The 22,353-nt window shown below is 73.0% G+C and carries 20 protein-coding genes and 1 rRNA gene; 13 read left to right on the top strand and 8 right to left on the bottom strand.

What is annotated here, in order from left to right; translation table 11 throughout:
* Nucleotides 1-10: 10 nt before the first annotated feature.
* The 3 genes from ACGFRG_RS28850 to ACGFRG_RS28840 form a co-directional block, all read right to left on the bottom strand.
* Nucleotides 11-619 (bottom strand): SigE family RNA polymerase sigma factor, encoded by a 609-nt coding sequence (locus ACGFRG_RS28850; RefSeq protein WP_361434129.1) that lies wholly within the window; start codon nucleotides 617-619, stop codon nucleotides 11-13.
* Between the two features lie 262 nt (nucleotides 620-881).
* On the bottom strand, nucleotides 882-1,784 hold the full coding sequence (locus ACGFRG_RS28845; RefSeq protein WP_361434137.1) for an A/G-specific adenine glycosylase: 903 nt from the start codon (nucleotides 1,782-1,784) through the stop codon (nucleotides 882-884).
* Between the two features lie 63 nt (nucleotides 1,785-1,847).
* Entirely contained in the window at nucleotides 1,848-2,462 is a 615-nt protein-coding gene (locus ACGFRG_RS28840) for a phosphatase PAP2 family protein (RefSeq protein WP_393268580.1), read from the bottom strand.
* 112 nt (nucleotides 2,463-2,574) lie between these two features.
* Between ACGFRG_RS28840 and ACGFRG_RS28835 the strand changes: the two genes are divergently transcribed.
* Nucleotides 2,575-3,393 (top strand): hypothetical protein, encoded by an 819-nt coding sequence (locus ACGFRG_RS28835; protein WP_393268577.1) that lies wholly within the window; start codon nucleotides 2,575-2,577, stop codon nucleotides 3,391-3,393.
* Nucleotides 3,394-3,663: 270 nt separating this feature from the next.
* Here ACGFRG_RS28835 and disA read toward each other — a convergent pair whose 3' ends face one another.
* Both disA and radA read right to left on the bottom strand, forming a co-directional pair.
* Nucleotides 3,664-4,788, bottom strand: coding sequence for a DNA integrity scanning diadenylate cyclase DisA (gene disA, locus ACGFRG_RS28830; RefSeq protein WP_361433821.1), 1,125 nt, complete (start codon nucleotides 4,786-4,788; stop codon nucleotides 3,664-3,666).
* 36 nt (nucleotides 4,789-4,824) lie between these two features.
* Nucleotides 4,825-6,234, bottom strand: coding sequence for a DNA repair protein RadA (radA, locus tag ACGFRG_RS28825; RefSeq protein WP_361433818.1), 1,410 nt, complete (start codon nucleotides 6,232-6,234; stop codon nucleotides 4,825-4,827).
* 455 nt (nucleotides 6,235-6,689) lie between these two features.
* On the opposite strand from radA, the gene ACGFRG_RS28820 reads away from it, so the two are divergent.
* Nucleotides 6,690-8,369 carry a hypothetical protein gene (locus ACGFRG_RS28820; protein ID WP_393268573.1) on the top strand — a complete coding sequence of 560 codons (1,680 nt, stop codon included), beginning with the start codon at nucleotides 6,690-6,692 and terminating at the stop codon, nucleotides 8,367-8,369.
* Nucleotides 8,370-8,404: 35 nt separating this feature from the next.
* Here ACGFRG_RS28820 and ACGFRG_RS28815 read toward each other — a convergent pair whose 3' ends face one another.
* Nucleotides 8,405-9,217, bottom strand: coding sequence for a hypothetical protein (locus tag ACGFRG_RS28815; protein WP_361433814.1), 813 nt, complete (start codon nucleotides 9,215-9,217; stop codon nucleotides 8,405-8,407).
* Nucleotides 9,218-9,257: 40 nt separating this feature from the next.
* Between ACGFRG_RS28815 and ACGFRG_RS28810 the strand changes: the two genes are divergently transcribed.
* From ACGFRG_RS28810 to ilvD, 4 genes are all read left to right on the top strand, one after another.
* Nucleotides 9,258-10,190 carry a Ppx/GppA family phosphatase gene (locus tag ACGFRG_RS28810; RefSeq protein WP_393268570.1) on the top strand — a complete coding sequence of 311 codons (933 nt, stop codon included), beginning with the start codon at nucleotides 9,258-9,260 and terminating at the stop codon, nucleotides 10,188-10,190.
* Nucleotides 10,191-10,323: 133 nt separating this feature from the next.
* Nucleotides 10,324-11,139 carry a sugar phosphate isomerase/epimerase gene (locus tag ACGFRG_RS28805; RefSeq protein ID WP_361433808.1) on the top strand — a complete coding sequence of 272 codons (816 nt, stop codon included), beginning with the start codon at nucleotides 10,324-10,326 and terminating at the stop codon, nucleotides 11,137-11,139.
* Complete coding sequence (locus tag ACGFRG_RS28800) at nucleotides 11,136-11,765, top strand: TetR family transcriptional regulator (RefSeq protein ID WP_361433805.1); 630 nt, start codon at nucleotides 11,136-11,138, stop codon at nucleotides 11,763-11,765. The genes ACGFRG_RS28805 and ACGFRG_RS28800 overlap by 4 nt, the downstream gene beginning before the upstream one ends.
* Nucleotides 11,766-11,932: 167 nt before the next feature.
* Complete coding sequence (gene ilvD, locus ACGFRG_RS28795) at nucleotides 11,933-13,783, top strand: dihydroxy-acid dehydratase (protein ID WP_393268566.1); 1,851 nt, start codon at nucleotides 11,933-11,935, stop codon at nucleotides 13,781-13,783.
* A 268-nt stretch (nucleotides 13,784-14,051) separates the two neighbouring features.
* On the opposite strand, the gene ACGFRG_RS28790 is transcribed toward ilvD, so the two are convergent.
* Nucleotides 14,052-16,244: a PQQ-binding-like beta-propeller repeat protein gene (locus ACGFRG_RS28790; protein WP_393268563.1), complete on the bottom strand. Its 2,193-nt coding sequence runs from the start codon at nucleotides 16,242-16,244 to the stop codon at nucleotides 14,052-14,054.
* Nucleotides 16,245-16,392: 148 nt separating this feature from the next.
* On the opposite strand from ACGFRG_RS28790, the gene ACGFRG_RS28785 reads away from it, so the two are divergent.
* The 6 genes from ACGFRG_RS28785 (at nucleotide 16,393) to proC (ending at nucleotide 20,814) form a co-directional block, all read left to right on the top strand.
* The gene (locus ACGFRG_RS28785; protein ID WP_361433797.1) at nucleotides 16,393-16,704 is read left to right on the top strand and encodes an SH3 domain-containing protein; all 312 of its coding nucleotides are present in this window, start codon (nucleotides 16,393-16,395) and stop codon (nucleotides 16,702-16,704) included.
* Nucleotides 16,705-16,758: 54 nt separating this feature from the next.
* Nucleotides 16,759-17,247, top strand: a complete 489-nt coding sequence (locus ACGFRG_RS28780) for a hypothetical protein (RefSeq protein ID WP_393268560.1) — start codon at nucleotides 16,759-16,761, stop codon at nucleotides 17,245-17,247.
* A gap of 124 nt (nucleotides 17,248-17,371) precedes the next feature.
* The gene (locus ACGFRG_RS28775; protein WP_393268558.1) at nucleotides 17,372-18,148 is read left to right on the top strand and encodes a class I SAM-dependent methyltransferase; all 777 of its coding nucleotides are present in this window, start codon (nucleotides 17,372-17,374) and stop codon (nucleotides 18,146-18,148) included.
* A gap of 135 nt (nucleotides 18,149-18,283) precedes the next feature.
* Nucleotides 18,284-19,171 (top strand): ABC transporter ATP-binding protein, encoded by an 888-nt coding sequence (locus tag ACGFRG_RS28770; protein WP_393268555.1) that lies wholly within the window; start codon nucleotides 18,284-18,286, stop codon nucleotides 19,169-19,171.
* Complete coding sequence (locus ACGFRG_RS28765; protein ID WP_361433788.1) at nucleotides 19,168-19,905, top strand: ABC transporter permease; 738 nt, start codon at nucleotides 19,168-19,170, stop codon at nucleotides 19,903-19,905. The genes ACGFRG_RS28770 and ACGFRG_RS28765 overlap by 4 nt, the downstream gene beginning before the upstream one ends.
* Before the next feature lie 99 nt (nucleotides 19,906-20,004).
* Nucleotides 20,005-20,814, top strand: coding sequence for a pyrroline-5-carboxylate reductase (proC, locus tag ACGFRG_RS28760; RefSeq protein ID WP_361433786.1), 810 nt, complete (start codon nucleotides 20,005-20,007; stop codon nucleotides 20,812-20,814).
* Between the two features lie 26 nt (nucleotides 20,815-20,840).
* On the opposite strand, the gene ACGFRG_RS28755 is transcribed toward proC, so the two are convergent.
* Entirely contained in the window at nucleotides 20,841-21,314 is a 474-nt protein-coding gene (locus tag ACGFRG_RS28755; protein WP_361433784.1) for a hypothetical protein, read from the bottom strand.
* Between the two features lie 750 nt (nucleotides 21,315-22,064).
* Here ACGFRG_RS28755 and ACGFRG_RS28750 point away from each other — a divergent pair.
* Nucleotides 22,065-22,353 (top strand): 16S ribosomal RNA (locus ACGFRG_RS28750); the annotation flags it as partial.

Genomic DNA, 22,353 nt, shown 5'->3' with positions numbered 1-22,353 from the left:
CTGCCCCTGCCTAGGCCGCGCACCGCTCCCGCCCCTTTTCGTCGCGCTCGTCACGGCCGGCCCGCCGGTCCGCCTGGCGGCCGACCAGGCCGCCCTGTCCCGCCGCGCCGCCGACAGCGTGGAACTCCACCTCGCGGCTCTCCAGCTCCTGGCGGAGACGGGCCAGGGCCCGGTGCAGCGTGCTCTTGACGGTACCCGCGGACATTCCGAGGGCGGCGGCGGTCTCCTCCGTGCTCATCTGCTCCCAGTGTCGCAGCACCACGACGCTGCGCTGCTTGGGAGCGAGCACCTTGAGGACGTCCATCAGCAGGGCGCGGTCGGCGCGCTGCTCGGAGCCGTCCTCGATGCGCGCGTCGGGCATCGTCTCGGTGGGCACCTCTTCGAGCTTGCGGGCGCGCCACCACTCGGTGCGGGTGTTGATCATCACGCGGCGCAGATAGGCGTCGGCGAGCGCCTTGTCGGCGATGCCGTCCCAGCGGCCGTACGTACGGGCCAGAGCGGTCTGGAGCAGGTCCTGCGCGTCGACCGGGTCCGGAACGAGTCGCCGGGCGCTGCGCAGCAGGGCCTCCTGCCGGGTGCGCACGTACTCCTCGAACTCAAGCACCTCACCCTGCGCCATACCCAACCGCCTCCGTCCCCGTGACTGTCCCGCTCGTCCTGCTGGTCGCTTACCTGACTGAACCTACGGACGGTCTGTCACGGCCCTGTGCGGGAGAGCCGTCGGGCGGCGCACGGAGAGCCATCGGTTGTGTAACAGCGCAGGTTTGGCCCGTGTTTTCAAGGGGTATGGGGGTGTTCCGGCCGTGACGAGGGCTGTGACACAGGGGCCGTGGCGTTACGTGAGTAGCGGGTGCCGCGGCGTTACGTGAGCGGCGCCGCGGTTACGTGAGCGGCAGCCGGTAGACGCCGCCCGCGAGCGGTTCCACCAGGCCGTCGGAGACCAGCCCGTCAAGGGCGCGCGCCCGCTGCACCGGTTCGTGCCACACCGCGTCCAGCACCGTCTGCGGCACCGGCTCCACGGCCTCCCGCAGCACGGCCAGCAGCTTGCCCCGCACCTGGCGGTCCGTACCGGCGTACGTCTGGCCGCGGCGCGGCGGGCCGTCGTGGGCGGGCTTGCCCGCCAGCTGCCATGCGCAGCGCGCGGCGATCGGGCACCGTCCGCAGTCCTCGTTGCGCGCCGTGCACACCAGGGCGCCCAGCTCCATCGAGGCGGCCGCCCAGCGCGCTGCCCGGGCCTCGTCGTCGGGCAGCAGGGCGCGGGCCAGGCGCCGCTCGGCGGCGGTGGTGGCGTTCGGCGGGTACTGGACGCCGGTGACCGCCCGGGCGAAGACCCGGCGGACATTGGTGTCGAGCACCGCGTGGCGCTGCCCGAACGCGAAGGAGGCGACGGCCGCCGCCGTGTACTCGCCGACGCCGGGCAGCGCGAGCAGCCGGGCGTGGTCGGGCGGCACCTCGCCGCCGTGCCGTTCCGTGATCGCCACCGCGGCCCCGTGCAGCCGCAGCGCGCGGCGCGGGTAGCCGAGCCGCCCCCAGGCGCGCACGGCCTCGCCCGGGGCGTCGGCGGCCAGGTCGGCGGGGCGCGGCCAGCGGGCCAGCCACTGCTCGTACACCGGGAGCACCCGGCTCACCGGCGTCTGCTGGAGCATGAACTCGCTGACCATCACCCCCCAGGCACCGGCCTCGGGGCGGCGCCAGGGCAGGTCGCGCGCGTGCTGGTCGAACCACCCGAGGACGGGCGTGTGGAGGGCGTCGGGGGAGACCGCGAAGGGGTCGGTCGTCGGCATCGTCGTCATGGCACCCCCGATCCTGGCACGGAACGGGGGTGCGGCGGGCGCGGGTGGGCGGCGCTAGCGCCGGGCGTGCAGGGGGGCGCCCGGACCGGCGAACCAGGCGGCCGCGCCGATGCGGCTCGTACGCATCGACTCGACCAGCGAGGTCACCGGGCGCGCACCGGCCTTGGCCACCAGGAACGCGACGGCGGTGCCGAGGATCAGGCCCACCGCGACGTCGTGCGGGTAGTGCACCCCGACGTACACCCGCGAGAAGGCCATGAGCAGCGCCATCGGCACGGTCAGCAGCCAGATGCGCGGCCAGGCCAGCGCCAGCGCGACGGCGGCGGCGCCCGCGATGGTGGCGTGGTTGGACGGGAACGACCAGTCGCCGTTGGCCGGGCACGTGATCAGGGACGCGGCGGCGCCCTTGACGGCCCGGCACGGCCGCTCCTCGTCGATCAACGCCTTGATCACCTCGCTGCAGATGTACGCGGCGGCCGTCGCCAGCGGGGCGAGCAGGGCCAGCGCCATCGCCGATGAACCGGCCCGGCGGGCTCGCCACCAGCCGACGACGAACAGCACGCCGAACAGGACGAGGCCCACCTCCGTCCAGAGCTCGAAGAGGTGCTGCACCCACGAGGGGGTGTCGTGGGCGAAGTCGGTGACGTCGCGGTAGAGGTCGCTATCCATGGTGACGGACAGTATGGAACATCCACCTCCGGAATGATGATCCGGAAAAGTTGAGAAGGGCGAGCGGCGGGTGGGGCGGGAGTTGCGCCGGAACTCTCGTAGAGTTTCGTTCGTGGGATCTCTGCGCAATCCGGTCGGGCCGCTTCCCTCCTCCATCTACTGGCGACGGAGGGCAGTCGCGCTGTCCCTGCTCGCGCTGGCGGTGATCCTGATCCTGTGGGCCGTCAGTTCCGGTGGCTCAGGCGGCAGCAAGGGCACCAGCAACGACAAGGGCGCCCACCCGGCCCCCTCGATCACGCCCGGCCCGGGCAGCTCGGGACCCGCGATCAGTACCGCGCCAGGGGGACGTGACGAGTCGTCGGCAGCGGGAGGTACGGGCGGCGGCGGTTCGGGCTCCGGTGGCTCCGGTTCATCCGCAGGCGGTACGGGCGGCTCCGACGGGAGCGGCAACGGCGGTACGGACGGGGGCGGTTCGGGGTCCGGCGGTTCGGGCGGCTCGGTGGGACACCAGGTGCCGGCCGGGTCCTCGCTGCCGACCTGTGCGCCGGGTCAGCTGAAGCTGTCGGTGCGCAGCCTGAAGAACGCGTACGCGCCCGGCGAGAAGCCCAAGCTCGAACTCGCCCTCCAGAACACGGTGGCCTCGGCCTGCAAGGCCGATCTCGGCCCGGCGAACGCGGTGCTGGTGGTGACGGACTCCACCGACGCGAAGGTGTGGGCGTCGGACGACTGCCCGATCGGGTCGGGGAGCGTGCTGTTCCAGGTGCCGGGCTCGTCGACGATCACGCACACCGTGGAGTGGGACCGGACGCGCAGCGCGGCCCACTGCGCGACGCCGGGGCCGGGGGCGGTGGGTGCGGGCACGTACCTCGCAGAGGTGAAACTCCCGGGCCTCCCGGTGGCCCGGGCCCCGTTCTCGCTGTCGCGGGACTAGTCCTTCGCCTGGCCGCCGGCGGGGGTTGCCCGCGCAGATTTTCCCCACCCCGCCCCTTCCCGAAAGCCCTGGGCGGGCGGCCTGGGTCTTCGTCTGCGGACCGTGCTGGGTTCTCGCGCAGTTCCCCGCGCCCCTTAGATGGGCCCTTCGGGCCCTCCTGTAGGGGCGCGGGGAACTGCGCGACCAGCCCCCCACCGGCGGGCGGTCGAACGTAAGCCCCCGGCAGGGTTTCGGGAAGGGGCGGGGTGGGGAATCGAACCCCCCGCCGACCTACACGTACCGCTCCAGAATGGAAGACTCCGCCAGCCGCGACAGCCCCTCGCGAACGCTGCGCGCACGCGCCTCGCCGACGCCGTCGACGGTCTGCAGGTCGTCCACGGACGCGGCGAGCAGCTTCTGCAGCCCACCGAAGTGCTCCACCAGACGCTCGATGATCGCCCCCGGCAGCCGGGGAACCTTCGCCAGGAGCCGGTACCCCCGAGGGGACACCGCCGAGTCCAGAGTCTCGGGCGACCCGCTGTAGCCCAACGCCCTCGCCACTATGGGAAGTTCGAGCAGCTCCGCATGGGTGAGATCGTTCAGCTCGGTCAACGCCTCCGCGACCGTGCGCGACCGCTTCGCGGTGGGCTCGGGCACATAGTCCCGGACCACCAGCTCCCGCTCGGGCTCGACGCCCGCGATCAGCTCGTCGAGCTGGAGCGACAGCAGCCGCCCGTCCGTGCCCAACTCCACCACGTACTCGGCGATTTCCGTCGCGATACGGCGCACCATCTCCAGGCGCTGGGCGACCGCCGTCACGTCCCGGACCGTCACCAGGTCCTCGATCTCCAGCGCGGAGAGCGTGCCCGCCACCTCGTCGAGGCGCAGCTTGTAGCGCTCAAGGGTCGCCAGCGCCTGGTTCGCGCGGGACAGGATCGCCGCCGACTCCTCCAGGACCCGGCGCTCCCCGTTCACGTACAGCGCGATCAGGCGCATGGACTGGGAGACCGAGACGACCGGGAAGTTGCACTGCTTGGAGACCCGGTCCGCCGTGCGGTGGCGGGTGCCGGTCTCCTCGGTGGGGATGCCCGCGTCCGGGACCAGCTGCACCCCGGCCCGGTGGATCTTGGTGATGTCCTTGTCCAGGACCAGCGCGCCGTCGAGCTTGCACAGCTCGCGCAGCCGCGTCGCCGTGAACTCGACGTCCAGGACGAAGCCGCCCGTGCACATCGAGTCCACGGTCTTGTCGAGGCCGAGGACGATGAGGCCGCCCGTGTTGCCCCGGAGGATGCGCTCCAGGCCGTCGCGGAGTGCGGTGCCGGGCGCGACAGCGCTCAGCGCGGCACGCATCAGCGCTTCATTGCCGGAGCCTGTGCCGGACTTGCCGGATCCCGCTGCCCGGTCGTTGGCTGCCACTGCACTCCTCCGGTCGCAGACGTTCGACTGCAAAGTCTACCGGCGCTCTTCCTCCCCCCGTGGGGCCTCGGCACGACGCCCGCGCGGGAGCACCCGCAGCGCGTCCCCCATGTCGGCGACTTCCGTGACCTTCATACCGGCCGGGACCTTCCCCGGGTCGGACGGCACCAGCGCGTGCGTGAAGCCCAGGCGGTGGGCCTCCGCGAGGCGGCGCTGGACCCCCGTCACCCGCCTGACCTCGCCCGCGAGCCCCACCTCGCCGATCGCCACCAGGTTCTTCGGCAGCGGGGTGTCGCTCGCCGCCGACGCGAGCGCGAGCGCGATGGCGAGGTCGGCGGCGGGCTCGGAGAGCTTCACACCGCCGACGGTCGCGCTGTAGATGTCGCGCTTGCCCAGCGCGGTGATCCGCCCGCGCTGCTCCAGGACCGCCAGCATCATCGAGACCCGGGACGTCTCCAGGCCGGAGGTGGTGCGGCGGGGCGAGGGGATCTGGGAGTCGACGGTGAGCGCCTGGACCTCGGCCACCAGCGGCCTGCGGCCCTCCAGGGTCACCGTCAGACACGTACCCGGCACCGCCACGTCGCGGCGGGTGAGGAAGAGGCCCGAGGGGTCGGCCAGGCCCGTGATGCCCTCGTCGTGCAGCTCGAAGCAGCCCACCTCGTCCGTCGCCCCGAACCGGTTCTTCACGCCCCGCACCAGGCGCAGGCGCGCGTGGCGGTCGCCCTCGAAGGAGAGGACCACGTCCACGAGGTGTTCGAGCAGGCGCGGGCCCGCGATCGCGCCGTCCTTGGTCACATGGCCGACCAGCAGGGTCGCCATGCCGCGCTCCTTGGACGCGCGGATCAGCGCGCCCGCCACCTCGCGCACCTGCGCCATCCCGCCGGGCGCGCCGTCGATCTCCGGCGAGGCCACCGTCTGTACGGAGTCCAGGACGAGCAGGGACGGCTTCACCGCGTCCAGATGGCCCAGGACCGCCGACAGATCGGTCTCGGCGGCCAGGTACAGATGGTCGTTGAGCGCGTTGATCCGGTCCGCGCGCAGGCGCACCTGGCTGGCGGACTCCTCGCCGGTCACATAGAGCGTGCGGTGCTCGTCGCCCGCCGCCTTCGCCGCCACGTCGAGCAGCAGCGTCGACTTGCCCACCCCGGGCTCGCCCGCCAGCAGCACCACCGCGCCCGGCACGAGCCCGCCGCCGAGCACCCGGTCCAGCTCGTCGACGCCCGTCGAGCGCGCGGTGGCCTGCCGGGCGTCCACCTGGCCGATGGGCAGGGCGGCCGTGGAGACCCGGCCCGCCGCCGTCGTGCGCACCGCGGGCGCGCCGTACTCCTCGACCGTGCCCCACGCCTGGCATTCGGGGCAGCGGCCGAGCCACTTGGCGGTCGTCCAGCCGCACTCGGTGCAGCGGTAGGACGGCCGGTCCTTCGCGGATTTCGTACGGGTAGCCATGACGTCACGGTATAGGCGCCCACTGACAACGCGGCCGGGCCCCGGGGCCTAGGGCCTGTCCGGTGGATCTTGCCTGGGCCGCGGGGTCGTGGCACGCGCATCTGCGGCGTTGTCGTCGGTTGCCGACTCCCCCAAGCTCTCGGCTCCGCTCGACCAGGGGGCACCCCCACGCGTCGCCGCCCTCCTCCGCCTTGCAGCTGCACGCACCACGACCCCGCTCACCAGCACCGAACAGCGACCCACACCGAAGGCGGCCAGATCCACCGGACAGGCCCTAGCGCGGCCGGGTGCCGGGCGGCGGCCCGAGAGGAAGGCAATGTTCCGCGCCGGGGAAGGCAATCCTCCGCGATGGAAGGGCGGATTCCTGTCCCCTTTTGAGGGATACATTCACCCGTAGGGAGTAAATGTGCTCAAGCGGCACGGAGGACCCTGGATCCTGCGCCTACCTTCGCCGGGTGAAGAGCAGCGGTCTGGATCACCCCACGCACACCACCGGCGCACACCGGGCGCACCGTCGTGCGCCCCGGACGTTGGCGCAGCGCCCGCCCGCGCGCTACGAGGCGTATCTCGACGGCCTGTTCACGTACTGCCTGTCCGTGCTCTGCGACCACGACGAGGCGGTGCACGTCCTCGGTGACGTGCTCGCCGTCTCCGAGCGGCAGCACGCGCGCTGCCCCGAACCGGAGGCCGAGCGCCGGGCCTGGCTGTACGCGCTGGCCCGCTGGGCCTGTCTGCGCAAGCTCGCCGAGCGCAAACGCGCGCGTAAAGGCGCCCACACCGGCCGCGCCGAGCCGTGCGAGCAGAGCACGGCCGGGTCCGTCTCCGCAGAGGAGGCCGAGCGGCGCGGGCGCGAACTGGCCCTGCTCGCCTGGCCCGAAGCCGCCGGCACCACGCCCGAGCAGCGCGAGGCCCTGGAGCTCGCCGTGCGCCATCAGCTGGGCCCGCGCGAGGTCGCCTCGGTGCTCGGCATGAACTACCCGGCCGCCCGCGAGCTGCTCGCCGCCGGCGCCTGCGAGGTCGAGCGGACCCGGGCCGCGCTCGCCGTCGTCGAGACCGGCGGCTGCCCGTCGGTGGCCCGGCTCACCGGCGACCACCAGGTGCTGCTCTCGGCCGCCCTGCGCCAGGAGCTGGTACGGCACGTCGACGACTGTCCGCGCTGCCGCCGCGCCGCCGAGCGGGCGGGCGCCGCCGGGCCCTGGCCGGGCTCCTCGGTGACCCCGGCCGCGCTGCCGCTCGCCGAGGCGCCGCGCGCGGCCGCGTACACGGCGATGCTCCACGTGCCCAGGACCCGGGCCGGCGCGCCCCGCTTCGACCGGGCCGGGTTCCCGATGGACCCCAAGGACCGCGCGGCCCGCCGGGACCGGCTGCGCGCGCGTGCCGTGACGACCACGGTGGTGGCGACGGTGGTGGCGGCCCCCGCGTTCGCGCTCTGGGCGGCCTATCGTGGCGCGCCCGCGACCGGCGAGACCCGCGACGGCGCCAAGATCACCGCGAGCGAGGCGGACGGCCCCGGCGGCCTCGCGCAGACCCCGTACGAGCGCTACCAGAACGCGGGCAACGCGCGCGCCGAGGCCGACCCGCGCGTCAGCACGGGCAGCCGTCCGCCCGCCGGTGTCTCCGTCGAGGTGATCAGTTCCGGCTCCACCCCGGCGGGCCCGGGCGAGCTCTCGGTCTCCGCGCGCTCGGCGGGCGGTACGACGGTGCTGACGATCACCGCGACCGGCGGCTCGCCGGTGGAGTGGTCGCTGTGGACGGACGCGCCCTGGCTCACCTTCAGCCGTACGGCCGGGGTGCTGTCGCCGGGCGGAAACGTATCCGTGTACGTCGCCGTCAACCACGCGCGCGAGCCGCGCGGCTTCTGGTCGGCCCGGCTGGGCGTGGAGCCGTCGGGCGCGGTCGTGCGGATCACCGGGGCGGGCGCCCGGCCCACCCCGCCGCCGTCCTCGCCCGGCTCGTCCGCCCCCGGGACGCCGTCGTCGCCGAACCCGACGCCGACCCGGCAGCCGCCCACGTCCCCGGCGCCGACCCCGACGTCCGCCTCGCCGACGCCCGGCTCGCCGTCCCCGACCCCGTCGGCCCCCTCGTCACCGGCCTCGCCGAGCCTGACAGCGTCGGCGCCGCAGCCGTCGTCATGAGCGGGCCGGTGAACGGGCCCTTCAGGAGCCCTCCGTCAGCGCGCCGGGTCCGCCGGGTGCGGGGCCACCAGCGGCAGGCTGGAGGCGAGCCGCGCCTCGCAGAGCCCGACCAGCACCGCGTACGCCTTCTTGCCCATCAGCTCGGTCAGCTCCGGCCGGTAGGTGACGTAGACGGGCTCGCCCGCGCCGTGCGCGGAGGTCGCCGAGGTGCACCACCAGTGCAGGTCGTGGCCGCCCGGCCCCCAGCCGCGCCGGTCGTACTCGCCGATCGAGATCTGCAGCACGCGCGTGTCGTCCGGCCGGTCGATCCAGTCGTACGTACGGCGCACCGGCAGCTGCCAGCAGACGTCCGGCTTGGTCTCCAGCGGCTCCTTGCCCTCGCGCAGCGCCAGGATGTGCAGCGAGCAGCCCGCGCCGCCCTCGAAGCCGGGCCGGTTCTGGAAGATGCAGGAACCTTCCCACCTGCGGGTCTGCCGCTCGCCGTCCTCGTCGACCTGCGTCCAGCCGCTCTCGGTGCCCACGTCGTGGAACTGCCACAGATCGGGGGTGAGCCGGGCCACGTTCTTCGCCACCCGCTTCTCGTCGTCCTCGTCCGAGAAGTGCGCGCCGAGCGTGCAGCAGCCGTCGTCGGCGCGGCCCGCCTGGATGCCCTGGCAGCCGCTGCCGAAGACGCAGGTCCACCGGGAGGTCAGCCAGGTCAGGTCGCAGCGGAAGATCTGCTCGTCGTCGGCCGGGTCCGGGAACTCGACCCACGCGCGCGGGAAGTCGACCCCCTGCTCGTCCGCTCGCTGCTTGGGGGTCTTGGGAGCCTTGGCTTTGCCCGGCTTCGCCTTTTTCGTCTTTGGCACGGGACAAGCGTATGTCCGCGACGGCAGTAGCGTTCAGCCCATGAGACTCGGAGTCCTCGATGTGGGGTCGAATACGGTTCACCTGCTGGTGGTGGACGCGCACGCCGGTGGCGCGCCGCTGCCGGCGTACTCGCACAAGGCCGAGCTGAGGCTCGCCGAACTCCTCGACGAGGACGGCGCGATCGGACCGGTGGGCGTCGACCGGCTGGTGGCCACGATCAGTGGCGCGCTGCTCGCGGCCGAGGACAAGGGTGTCGAGGAGCTGCTGCCGTTCGCCACCTCGGCGGTGCGCGAGGCCAGCAACGCGGACCAGGTGATCGCCCGGGTCAAGGAGGAGACCGGGGTCGACCTCGGGGTCCTGTCCGGCGAGGAGGAGGCCCGCCTCACCTTCCTGGCGGCCCGCCGCTGGTACGGCTGGTCCGCCGGGAAACTGCTGCTCCTGGACATCGGCGGCGGCTCCCTTGAGGTCGCGTACGGCATCGACGAGGAGCCCGACGCGGCCGTCTCGCTGCCGCTCGGCGCGGGCCGGCTGACCGCCGCCTGGCTGCCGGGCGACCCGCCGGACGCCTCCGACGTACGGGCGCTGCGCCGCCACGTACGCGCGCAGATCGCCCGTACGGTCGGCGAGTTCACCCGGTCCGGCACGCCCGACCACGTGGTCGCCACCTCCAAGACGTTCAAGCAGCTCGCCCGGATCGCGGGCGCCGCCCGCTCGACCGAGGGCGTGTACGTCCAGCGCACCCTGAGCCGCAAGGCGCTGGAGGAGTGGGTGCCCAAGCTCGCCGCGATGACCGCCGAGCAGCGCGCCGCGCTGCCGGGCGTCTCCGAGGGGCGCTCGCGCCAGCTGCTCGCGGGCGCGCTGGTGGCCGAGGGCGCGATGGACCTGTTCGGGGTGGAGGAGCTGGAGATCTGCCCGTGGGCGCTGCGCGAGGGCGTCATCCTGCGCCACCTGGACCAGCTGCCGGTGGGGTGACGGGGGCGGGGCGCGACCGGCGGGCGTGACGCGCGCGGCGGCTGTCGGGCCGCCCAGGACCGGGACGCGGCAGGTTCCGGCCAAGGGGCGGTCCCCTCGCGGTCCCTCTTGTGGGTGCCCGTACGCTGTCTCCGTGGCAGAACCAGTAGTGCGCATCCCGGATGCGAAGGTCGCCCTGTCGACGGCTTCGGTCTATCCGGAGTCGACGGCGACGGCCTTCGAGATCGCCGCGCGCCTGGGGTACGACGGTGTCGAGGTCATGGTCTGGACCGACCCTGTCAGCCAGGACATCGACGCGCTGCGGCGGCTGTCGGACTACCACCAGGTGCCGATCCTGGCCGTTCACGCCCCCTGTCTGCTGATCACCCAGCGGGTCTGGTCGACCGACCCGTGGGTGAAGCTCCAGCGCGCGAGAGCCGCGGCCGAGAAGCTGGGCGCCTCCACCGTGGTGGTGCATCCGCCGTTCCGCTGGCAGCGCCAGTACGCGCGCGACTTCGTCACCGGCATCTGGCGGATGGCCGACGAGACGGACGTGCGATTCGCCGTCGAGAACATGTACCCGTGGCGCTACCGCGACCGCGAGATGCTGGCGTACGCCCCCGACTGGGACGTCACCAAGGACGACTACCGGCACTTCACGGTCGACCTCTCGCACGCCGCGACCGCCCGCACCGACGCCATGGCGCTCGTCGACCGGATGGGCGACCGGCTCGCCCACGTCCACCTCGCCGACGGCAAGGGCTCGGCCAAGGACGAGCACCTGGTCCCGGGCCGGGGCAACCAGCCGTGCGCCGAGCTCCTGGAGGGCCTGGCCCGCACCGGCTTCGACGGGCACGTGGTCATCGAGGTCAACACCCGCCGGGCCATGTCGGCCGCCGAACGCGAGGCCGACCTGGCGGAGGCGCTGGCCTTCACCCGGCTGCACCTGGCCGCCACGGTGCGCCGGTGAGCGCCGCCGAGGCCCCCGCGCCGCGCCGCCGGGGCCGCCCCCCGCGCGCGCAGGCCGAGGCCGGGCCGGGGGCGCGCGAGCGGATCCTGGAGGCGGCCCGCGCGGAGTTCGCCCAGCGCGGCTACGACAAGACGTCCGTACGCGGCATCGCCAAGGCGGCCGGGGTAGACGCGGCGCTGGTCCACCACTACTTCGGCACCAAGGACGAGGTGTTCGAGGCGGCGGTCGAGATGACCCTGGAGCCGGTCCAGCTGGTGCCGCTGGTCCTCGGCGCCGAGGACGACATCGACGGCGTCGGCGAACGCCTGGCCCGCTACTTCATCGGCGTCTGGGAGAACCCCGCCACGCGCGCGCAGCTGCTCGCCGTCTTCCGCTCGGCCCTCACCCACGAGGCCGCCGCCAAGGTGCTGCGCGCGTTCGTCCTGCGCCGGGTCCTGGAGCGGGTCGCGGCCGACCTGAAGGTCCCCGACGCCCGGCTGCGCGCGGAACTGGCCGCCTCGCAGATGGTGGGCATCGCGGTCCTGCGCTACGTGATCAAGGTCGAGCCGCTGGCGTCGGCGGACCCGGAGGAGATCGTACGGATGGTGGCGCCGACGTTGCAGCGGTATCTGACGGACCCGAACTGACCCTCGGGCCGCGGCCGCCCGCATGGCGAGTGCGGCCGCCCGCATGCCGAGTCGGGCATCCCGCCATCCGGACACGCTGTCCAGATCTTGGAGCCGGAGCGTACGCTCGGAAGCAGCCCCACCTCTTTGTGCAGGCTGTCTGAGAAGGACGCTAAGGAGCAAGCGAAATGCCCGAGCTGAGGTCCCGCACCGTCACCCACGGCCGCAACATGGCCGGCGCCCGCGCCCTGATGCGCGCCTCGGGCGTAGCAGGCGCGGACATCGGCAAGCCGATCATCGCGGTGGCGAACAGCTTCACCGAGTTCGTCCCCGGGCACACCCACCTCGCCCCCGTCGGCCGCATCGTCTCCGACGCGATCCTGGCGGCCGGAGCCGTGCCCCGCGAGTTCAACACCATCGCGGTCGACGACGGCATCGCGATGGGCCACGGCGGCATGCTCTACAGCCTCCCCTCCCGCGACCTGATCGCGGACAGCGTGGAGTACATGGTCGAGGCGCACTGCGCGGACGCGCTGATCTGCATCTCCAACTGCGACAAGATCACCCCGGGCATGCTGATGGCCGCGATGCGCCTCAACATCCCGGCCGTCTTCGTCTCCGGCGGCCCGATGGAGGCCGGCCAGGCCACCCTCGTCGACGGCACCGTCCGCAAGCTCGACCTGATCAATGCGATCAGCGACGCGGTCAACGAGAACGTCTCCGACGAGGACATCCTCCGTATCGAGGAGAACGCCTGCCCCACCTGCGGCAGCTGTTCCGGCATGTTCACCGCCAACTCGATGAACTGCCTCACCGAGGCCATCGGCCTGAGCCTGCCCGGCAACGGCTCGGTCCTGGCCACCCACACCGCCCGCCGCGCCCTGTACGAGAACGCGGCCCGCACGGTCGTCGACATCACCAAGCGGTACTACGAGGACGACGACGCGTCCGTGCTGCCGCGCTCCATCGCCACGCGCGCGGCGTTCGAGAACGCCATGGCGCTCGACATCGCCATGGGCGGCTCCACCAACACGATCCTGCACCTGCTCGCCGCCGCGCAGGAGGCCGAGCTGGAGTACGACCTCAAGGACATCGACGCGGTGTCGCGCCGGGTCCCGTGCCTGGCCAAGGTCGCGCCCAACGTGGCGCCCACGACCACGTACTACATGGAGGACGTGCACCGCGCGGGCGGCATCCCCGCCATCCTCGGCGAGCTCTACCGCGCGGGCCTGCTCAACGAGGACGTCCACACCGTGCACTCCCGCTCCATCAAGGAGTGGCTGGACGCGTGGGACGTGCGCTCGGGCGCCACCACGCCCGAGGCCGTCGAGCTGTGGCACGCGGCGCCCGGCTGCGAGCGCTCGGCGACTGCGTTCTCCCAGTCCAAGCGGTGGGACACGCTCGACACGGACGCGGCGAACGGCTGCATCCGGGACGCGGCCCACGCGTACTCCAAGGACGGCGGCCTCGCGGTGCTGCGCGGCAACCTCGCCGAGGACGGGTGTGTCGTGAAGACGGCCGGCGTCGACGAGTCCATCTGGACCTTCGAGGGCCCGGCGGTCGTCTGCGAGTCGCAGGACGAGGCGGTCGACAAGATCCTCCGCAAGGAGATCAAGGAGGGCGACGTCGTCGTCATCCGTTACGAGGGCCCCAAGGGCGGCCCGGGCATGCAGGAGATGCTGTACCCGACGTCGTTCCTGAAGGGGCGGGGCCTGGGCAAGTCCTGCGCGCTGGTGACGGACGGCCGCTTCTCCGGCGGCACGTCGGGCCTGTCCATCGGCCACGCTTCCCCCGAGGCGGCCTCGGGCGGCACGATCGCGCTCGTCGAGGACGGCGACCGCATCCGCATCGACATCCCGGCCCGGTCGATCGAACTCCTCGTCCCGGAGGCCGAGCTGACGGCCCGTCGGGAGGCGCTCGGCGGCGTGTACGCGCCGAAGTCCCGTGAGCGGAAGGTCTCGGCGGCGTTGCGGGCGTACGCGGCGATGGCTACCAGCGCGGACAAGGGCGCGGTCCGGGACGTGTCCAAACTGGCCTGACGCCCCACTTGGCCCCGTCCCGTCCCACCGCCCGGTGGGGTGCCGAGGTGGAGAGGGAGGGGTTTTCCCGGGGGCTACGCCCCCAGCCCCCCCTTTCGCGGGGCCTGCGGCCCCTGCACCCCGCTACGGGGGCTCCGCCCCTCACCCCCCGCCGTCGCTGTGGGCAATCGTGCCGCTGGGCGGCACGGGTGGGCACAGCGGCACCCCGGCCCCGCCGGACCCTGCAACCCCCTGCCTCAGCCCGCACCCGCCCCGCCGCGCCCCCGCCTCAGCCCCGTGACAGCGTCGACGCCGATACCCCGAACACTGAACCGTCCGGCGCGCTCGCGTACACCACGGGTCCGGCCGGTACCGGGGACGGCAGGCTCGGGGTGAAGGTGTTCGGGCCGCCGGGCATGCGGGGATTCGTCTGGCCGACCAGCACGCCCCGCGCCGAGTCCACCGCCAAGAGGCGCCCGTCCGCGCCCGTGACGTACACCCGGCCCCCGCCCGCGACGGGCCGCGACGCGCGCGCCGCGCCCGTCTCCAGGCGCCACCGCTGCACCCCCGCCCGCGCATCCACCGCGAGCAACGCCCCGCCCGCCCCGAACACGTACACCGTGTCGCCGTCCACACCCGCCTGCGCCTGGTCCAGCGGCGCGGCGAGCGCGGTGCGGCGCGCCGAGCGGGTCGCGGTGTCCAGGCGTACGACCGCCGTCGTATAGCTGTCCGCGTCCGCCGCGAGCAGCGAGAGCGACCCGGCGGACGCGCCCACCGGCAACAGCGCCCCCGACAGCCGCTTCGTCCACAGCACCTTGCCCGTGCCCGGCGCCACGGCCGTGACCAGCGACGACGCCGCGTCCTCGGCCACCGCGACGGCGTACAGCGCGGCCCCGCCCGGCGCCGCCACCCACTGCGCGGCCGCGGCGGCGGGCCGCCCGCGCCAGCGCTCCTTGCCCGTCGCGCTGTCCAGGCATCGGACCTCGCCTGTGCCGGTGAGCAGTACGGACCTGTCGTCCATACGTACCGACGCGTGCGGCGGCACCGGACGGGTCCAGCGGACCGCGCCCGTCGCCGGGTCCAGCGCGTCCAGGCGGCCCGCGCCCGGCGGCACGACGAGGACGAGCCCGCCGGAGACCCGGGGCTCCCCGTCGTCGGCCACGCGCGCGTGGGCGCCCTGCGCCGTCACCGACCACAGGACTCGCCCGTCGGCCGGATCGAGCCGGGCCGCCGTCACCCCGGGCGCGGCGCAGTACAGGGCCGTCCCGGCGAGCGAACAGGCCGGGGTGCGGTTCCCGCCCGAGCCGCCCGGCAGCCGGACCGCCCACGGCTTGAACGCCGGGGTGCGGTGCGCCGCCTCCTGCCCCACGGCGGGGGCCGGTTCGGAACCGCCGGACCACGCCCGTACGCCCACGACGCCGCCCGCGACCACGGCCACCAGCGCGACGGCGGCCGCCGCCCAGCGGGCCCGGCGGCGCCACGGCCGGGGCGCCGAGGGAACCTGCGCGGCCCGTTGATGCGTCGGGATGTCGCAGGAGTCGTCACCGCTGTCGTCGGCGGCGGGCCACGGCCGCCCGGGAGCCGCCACCGGCACCTTCTCCACCGGATTGCGGAACCGCTGCGTCGGGATGAACGCCTCCGTCCCGTACGCCGCCGACCGCAGCTCCGCCATCAGCTCGTCCGGAGTCGGCCGGTCCGCGGGCTTCTTGGCGAGACAGCTCCGCAGCAGCGGTACGAGATCGTCCGGCACCCCGGTCAAGTCCGGCTCGTTGTGGACGACTTGGTACGCCACGATGTAGTGGCTCTCCGAGTCGAACGGCCCGTTCCCGGTCGCCGCGTGCACGAGCACCGCGCCCATCGCGAACACATCGGCGGCGGGCCCGACCTCGCGCGGCGTCTGGAACTGCTCCGGCGCCATGAACGGCGGCGTACCGATCAGCTTCCCCGTCTCGGTCCGCAGATCGCTGTCGTACGGACGGGAGATGCCGAAGTCGATGACCTTCGGCCCGTCGGCCGCCAGCAGCACATTGCTCGGCTTGAGATCGCGGTGCACGACCCCGGCCCGATGGATGTCCCGCAGCGCCTCGGCGAGCCCGGCCCCCAGCCGCCGCACCTGCGACGGATCGAGCGGCCCGTTCCGCTTGACCTCCTCGGCGAGCGTCGGCCCGGGGATGTAGAGCGTCGCCATCCAGGGCCGCGCGGCCGTCGGATCGGCGTCGACGACGGACGCGGTGAACGCCCCGCTCACCCGCCGCGCGGCCGACACCTCCTGCCGGAACCGCGCCCTGAACTCCGGGTCCTTGGCGTGCTCGGCGTGCACGACCTTGACGGCGAGGCGCAGCCCGGAGGCGGACGCGGCCAGCCGGACCACACCCATGCCGCCGGAGCCGAGCGTCGACTCCAGCAGATACTGCCCGGCGTACTCCGGAGGTCCCGGATGCTCCGCTTCCGGCCCCGGCCCCGTGCTGCGCAGCGGCGGCATCGCCCACCCCCGTGTGTTCGTCCCCGAGCGCGACGCTCGGAGCCTAGTCGATGATGCGTACGAGCCCCGAAGGGCTTGCTAGCCTGCGGGTCGCGTGCGGGGTGCGTACGCACAGTGACGCCGATGGCGCCCGATGGGGGAGATGCAGATGACTGGTGACGAGGTCGCGGGTGTGGACACGGAGGCCGCGGGCGTGGCGGCGGACGCGGCCACGCGGCGGTATCCGGTGGCGCCCGACACCCACCTGAACGTCCGCAGCGGCCCGGGCACGGGATACCCCGTGGTCAGGGTCCTGCCGGCCGGGGTGAGCGTCCCGATCAACTGCCAGTGCTCCGGGACGACGGTCTCCGGCCCGTACGGCACGACGGACATCTGGGACAACATCGCCAACGGACAGTACGTGTCGGACGCGTATGTGAAGACGGGCAGCGACGGGTACGTGGCGGTCTCCTGCTCGTAACGCCGCTCAGGGCCGTCCGGTGCTGCCCGTGGCACGCGGGGGATAATCGACCCCATGAGCGAGCAGACCGGCGGCGGGGGCGGCCCCGAGCCCGAGCCCATCCGTTTCTTCGGCACGACCTGGGTCGGCCACGACAACGGCTACGGGCTGCGCCGCGTCGGCGTGGCGGCCGGTTCGCTGGCGGCGGCGGTCGCGGCGTGTTTCGTGCTGCGCTTCGCGTACCAGGGCCTGCAGATCGCGGACACCGGCAGCTTTGTGAACGTGCTGGTCGTGGTGATGTTCGCGCTGTGCAGCGCGATGGCGTTCCGCAAGACCTGGGAGGGCTTCGCCGCCCGCCCGGCCGACCCCGACGCCGAGCGCTCCCTCCAGGGCCTGAAGGCGATCGGCTTCGTCGGCTCGCTCCTCGCGTACTTCTTCCGCTCCCTGACCGAGGCCCCGGGCGAGGCCCTGCGCCGCAGGGAGTACGAGGCGGCCGTGACGGCGTACGAACGCCGCCGGGCGGGGAACCCGGCGGGCCGCAAGAAGAAGCCGAAGCGCAAGTAGTGCGCTTGGGGTCCACTCCCCGGTGCCGGAGCGCTCAGTAGCGCCCTGCGGGCCCGCCCCCGTTCCGAAACCCCCGTTCCGAAACTCCTCGGCCCGGGCCGCGCCCCCGGGCGAGACTGGCCCCATGGCCTCAGACACGGAACCCCAACCCACCACCCGCGCGCGGTCGTTCGACACCGCCGCCGCCCAGTACGCCGCCAACCGCCCCTCCTACCCGCCCGCGCTCCTGGACGCGGTCGAGGAGCGCGCGACGAGCCCGCTGAAGGGGGCCGTGGTCGCGGACGTCGGCGCGGGCACCGGTATCGCCACCGCCCTCCTGCGCGAACGCGGCGCGCGCGTGGTCGCGGTCGAGCCGGGCGCGGCCATGGCGGCCGAGCTCCGCCGTGCGCTCCCCGACGTCCCCCTGGTGCGCGGCGACGGCGACCACCTCCCGCTTGCCAGCGCCTGCGCCGACTTCATCACGTACGCCCAGGCCTGGCACTGGACCGACGTGACCAGGTCCGTCCCGGAGGCCCGCCGGGTGCTGCGCCCGGGCGGCACGCTCGCCGTGTGGTGGAACACCACCGACCACACCGTGGGGTGGCTCGCCGACCAGGACGCGCGCGTACGCGCGTTCCTCGACGCCCCCGACGCGGGAGGCGCGCACGGCGCCCGGGGCGGCGGCAGGATCCAGCCCGACCCGCCCGTCTTCGACTTCGTGCAGCGCCGCATCCCCTGGACGCGCCGCGTCCCGCTCGCGACCCATCTGGCGAACCTCGGCAGCCACTCCGCCTTCCTGATGCTCGGCGAAGCCCGCGCCCAGGAATTCCTGACCGAGGAGCGCCGCGTGCTGTCCGCGCTCTTCCCGGACGGCACGGTCGAGGAGAGCTACGTGGTCGACCTCTGGACGGCCACGCGCTGACCGCCACGCGTTGACCGCCACGCGTTGACCGCCACGCGCTGAAGCCGTTGGGAGGGGCGCCCCGAAGCCGTTCGTAAGCCTTTCCGAACGCCTCGTTCCTTGACGGCCGCCCGCACCGGGCGCATTATTCAACACATGATGAATTACGAGCCCGAAGGCGCCCGCGACCCCGCGGCACCGGCGGGCGGGCCCGGGGAAGAGCCCCTCGGGCCCGCCGCCGCACCCCCCGGACCGCCCGCCGTCACCGCCCGCGCCCTCACCGTCGTACGCGGCGACCGCACCGTCCTGCGCGACCTCCACTTCGCCGTCCCGCGCGGCCGCATCACCGGCCTGCTCGGCCCCTCCGGCTGCGGCAAGTCGACCCTGATGCGGTCCGTCGTCGGCACCCAGGCCAAGGTCACCGGCACCCTCACGGTCCTCGGCCACCCCGCCGGCGCCCCCGCCCTGCGCCCGCTCGTCGGCTACGTCACGCAATCACCGTCCGTATACGACGACTTGACGGTACGTCAGAATCTGGACTACTTCGCGGCCGTCCTCAAGCCCGGCCGCGCCCACCGGGCCGACCGCGCGGCGGCCGTGGAGCGCGCCATCACGGACGTCGCCCTCACCTCGCACGCCGACGCCCTCGCGGGCCGCCTCTCCGGGGGCCAGCGCAGCCGCGTCTCGCTCGCGGTCGCCCTGCTCGGCACCCCGGAACTCCTCGTCCTGGACGAACCGACGGTCGGCCTCGACCCGGTCCTGCGCCGCGACCTGTGGAACCTGTTCCACGCCATCGCCGCCGAACGCGGCACCACGATCCTGGTCTCCTCGCACGTCATGGACGAGGCGGAGCGCTGCCACAGCCTCCTGCTCATGCGCGAGGGCCGCATCCTGGCCGAGGACACCCCCGCCGCGCTGCGCGCGCGTACGGGCGCGGCCACGGTCGAGGACGCCTTCCTGACCCTGGTCGACCACGCCGAGCTCGCCACGGCAGCCCCCGTGACCCCCGCAGCCCCCACCGAGCGCAGGAAGGCAGCGCGATGAACACCTCCCGCACCCTCGCGACGGCCGCCCGCGTGCTGCGTCAGCTGCGCCACGACCCGCGCACCATCGCGCTGATGCTGCTCGTCCCGGTCCTGATGATCACGCTGCTGCGGTACGTGTTCGACGCCTCGCCCCGCACCTTCGACAGCACCGGCGCGTCACTGCTCGGCATCTTCCCGCTGATCACGATGTTCCTGGTGACCTCGATCGCCACCCTGCGCGAACGCACCTCCGGCACCCTCGAACGCCTGCTGGCGATGCCGCTCGGCAAGGGCGACCTGATCGCGGGCTACGCCCTCGCGTTCGGCCTCCTTGCCGTCGTCCAGTCCGCCCTGGCCACCAGCATCTCGGTCTGGTTCCTCGGCCTGGACGTCCTGGGCTCCCCGTGGCTGCTCCTGCTCGTCGCCCTGCTCGACGCGCTCCTGGGCACCGCGCTCGGCCTCTTCGTCTCGGCGTTCGCCGCGTCCGAGTACCAGGCGGTCCAGTTCATGCCCGCCGTGATCTTCCCGCAGCTGCTCCTCTGCGGCCTGCTCACCGCCCGCGACACGATGCAGCCTGCCCTGCGCGCCGTCTCGAACGTCCTGCCCATGTCGTACGCGGTCGACGCGATGACCCAGGTCCAGAGCCACCCGGACCCGACGACGGCGTTCGTGCGGGACGTCCTGATCGTCGGCGGCTGCGCCCTGCTCGTCCTGGCACTCGGCGCGGCGACCCTGCGACGCCGTACGGCATGACAGCCCGGGACCGTGACCGCTCCCCGGACACCCGACCCCCGCCACCGCGCGCGGTGCGAGGATGACGAGGAGAGACCACGCAACCCGGAGGGTGACCGCATGACCCACACCGTCGCAGTGCTCGGCACCGGCAAGATCGGCGAAGCCCTCCTCAGCGGAATGATCCGCGCCGGCTGGAACCCGGCCGGCCTCCTGGTCACCGCCCGCCGCCCGGAGCGCGCCGAGGAACTGCGCACCCGTTACGGCGTCGAGTCGGTCAGCAACGCCGACGCCGCCAAGCGCGCCGACACCCTCATCCTCGCCGTGAAGCCCCAGGACATGGGCCGCCTCCTCGACGAGCTCGCCCCGCACGTCACCCCCGACCGGCTGGTCATCAGCGCCGCCGCCGGCATTCCGACCGCGTTCATCGAGGAGCGCCTGGCGGCGAACACCCCGGTCGTCCGCGTCATGCCGAACACCCCGGTCCTGGTGGACGAGGGCATGTCCGTCATCAGCGCGGGCAGCCACGCGACCCCCACCCACCTCGCCCACGCCGAGGAGATCTTCGGCGGCGTCGGCAAGACCCTGCGCGTCCCCGAGTCCCAGCAGGACGCGGCCACCGCGCTCTCCGGCTCGGGCCCGGCGTACTTCTACTACCTGGTCGAGGCGATGACCGACGCGGGAATCCTGCTCGGCCTGCCCCGCGCCCAGGCCCACGACCTGATCGTGCAGGCCGCCATCGGCGCCGCCGTCATGCTCCGCGACAGCGGCGAACACCCGGTCAAGCTCCGCGAGGCCGTCACCTCGCCCGCGGGCACCACGATCAGCGCTATCCGCGAACTGGAGAACCACGGCGTACGGGCGGCCCTCATCGCCGCGTTGGAAGCCGCCCGCGACCGCAGCCGCGAACTGGCCTCCGGCAACGGCTGACGCCCGGCCGCTCCTCCACCCCTCCGCTACTCCTCCCGTCGCCGCCACCGAACGGCGGCGACGGTCGCACCTCCACCCGCAAGAAGTACACAAGCCCCGAGCACGACCGCCGTGGTGCTGACGGGCTCCTCGCCGGAGTCGGAAGCGGACGCCCGAGACCCGTACTCATACGAGTACGGGGTGGTGGAAGCACTCCGCACTGTGGCGCCCCCGGCGACGGGCTGCCGTACCGAATGCAGCTGATCCGAGAGCCGGCACGCGTCACGGAGGCGTCTTTCCAGCCGTTCCGCCTCCGCCAGCGACGCCTCGTCCCCGCACGCCCGCAGCCGCTCGATCTCGCGCCGCGTCTCCTGATTGACGGTGTCGACCATGCGGGCGCGGATGTGGGCGACATGCTCGTCCCCGTCGGCCGCGTACGTGGTCACCGCCCCGACGACCCCGGCGGCGCTCAGGGCCGCGGTGCACACGGCGACTCCGGCAACCCGGACAAGACTCCTCATGCGCCCCAAACTAGGCGCGCCCCCACCCGCCACAGATCGGTCGTCCAGCCCCCCTTGTCTCGGCCGAAAGAACCAGCCGACAGGCCCCCGGACCCGGGTTGACACTCCCTAGGCCCGTACGTAGTGTTCTCCGGGTTGCCCGACGTGAGCGCCGACTCCGGTCGGTCCCCGGGCAGCCATTCCGCACCAACCACTTGATCCGAACGGCGATCACCGTCGTCTCGTTTTTCGTGCGCTTTTGCGAAATGAGGAATCCGCGTTCGAGAGGACGCAGCCCGATTGGCATCGGGGGCCAGGATTCCGCTAAAGTCTCACTCGTCGGAACGGCCCAACAGCCGGGAAGACAAGCCGACTTGGCTCCGGGAGACCGGAAATCAGACCTGAAAGGATCTGATAGAGTCGGAACCGCCGGAAAGGGAAAACGCGAGAGCGAAGAACCTGGAAAGCACCGAGGAAATCGGAACGGAAACGGTCTGATAGAGTCGGAAACGAAGGAAGCGCCCGGAGGGCCCGGAAACGGGAACAAAGGAAGCGTCCGTACCTTGAGAACTCAACAGCGTGCCAAAAGTCAACGCCAGATTGACAACCCCGGCCCACCGTTCACGGTTGGGTTGGAGGTTCCTTTGAAAAGTCCTGCCGGTCCTTGTGACGGGTAGGCAACAACACAGCGAGGACGCTGAGGACAACTGGTCATATTCCGACCGGGTTGTTCCGCTCTTACGTGTGTGTGCACCGGATTACCGGTAAACATTCATGGAGAGTTTGATCCTGGCTCAGGACGAACGCTGGCGGCGTGCTTAACACATGCAAGTCGAACGATGAAGCCCTTCGGGGTGGATTAGTGGCGAACGGGTGAGTAACACGTGGGCAATCTGCCCTTCACTCTGGGACAAGCCCTGGAAACGGGGTCTAATACCGGATACGACCTGGAAGCGCATGCTTTTGGGTGGAAAGCTCCGGCGGTGAAGGATGAGCCCGCGGCCTATCAGCTTGTTGGTGGGGTAATGGCCTACCAAGGCGACGACGGGTAGCCGGCCTG

This window comes from Streptomyces sp. NPDC048696 (assembly GCF_043198895.1).
Classification (GTDB): Bacteria; Actinomycetota; Actinomycetes; order Streptomycetales; family Streptomycetaceae; genus Streptomyces.
The sequence above is the reverse complement of the archived record's forward strand: the minus strand, read 5'-3'. Positions and strand labels throughout refer to the sequence as shown.

Bases quoted from the DNA above. Each gene is read 5' to 3' on its own strand.
- ACGFRG_RS28850 (WP_361434129.1), bottom strand. From the start codon at position 619: ATGGCGCAGGGTGAGGTGCTTGAGTTCGAGGAGTACGTGCGCACCCGG.
- ACGFRG_RS28845 (WP_361434137.1), bottom strand. From the start codon at position 1,784: ATGCCGACGACCGACCCCTTCGCGGTCTCCCCCGACGCCCTCCACACG.
- ACGFRG_RS28840 (WP_393268580.1), bottom strand. From the start codon at position 2,462: ATGGATAGCGACCTCTACCGCGACGTCACCGACTTCGCCCACGACACC.
- radA (WP_361433818.1), bottom strand. From the start codon at position 6,234: ATGGCTACCCGTACGAAATCCGCGAAGGACCGGCCGTCCTACCGCTGC.
- ACGFRG_RS28810 (WP_393268570.1), top strand. From the start codon at position 9,258: ATGAGACTCGGAGTCCTCGATGTGGGGTCGAATACGGTTCACCTGCTG.
- ilvD (WP_393268566.1), top strand. From the start codon at position 11,933: ATGCCCGAGCTGAGGTCCCGCACCGTCACCCACGGCCGCAACATGGCC.
- ACGFRG_RS28790 (WP_393268563.1), bottom strand. From the start codon at position 16,244: ATGCCGCCGCTGCGCAGCACGGGGCCGGGGCCGGAAGCGGAGCATCCG.
- ACGFRG_RS28785 (WP_361433797.1), top strand. From the start codon at position 16,393: ATGACTGGTGACGAGGTCGCGGGTGTGGACACGGAGGCCGCGGGCGTG.
- ACGFRG_RS28780 (WP_393268560.1), top strand. From the start codon at position 16,759: ATGAGCGAGCAGACCGGCGGCGGGGGCGGCCCCGAGCCCGAGCCCATC.
- ACGFRG_RS28775 (WP_393268558.1), top strand. From the start codon at position 17,372: ATGGCCTCAGACACGGAACCCCAACCCACCACCCGCGCGCGGTCGTTC.
- ACGFRG_RS28770 (WP_393268555.1), top strand. From the start codon at position 18,284: ATGATGAATTACGAGCCCGAAGGCGCCCGCGACCCCGCGGCACCGGCG.
- ACGFRG_RS28765 (WP_361433788.1), top strand. From the start codon at position 19,168: ATGAACACCTCCCGCACCCTCGCGACGGCCGCCCGCGTGCTGCGTCAG.
- proC (WP_361433786.1), top strand. From the start codon at position 20,005: ATGACCCACACCGTCGCAGTGCTCGGCACCGGCAAGATCGGCGAAGCC.
- ACGFRG_RS28755 (WP_361433784.1), bottom strand. From the start codon at position 21,314: ATGAGGAGTCTTGTCCGGGTTGCCGGAGTCGCCGTGTGCACCGCGGCC.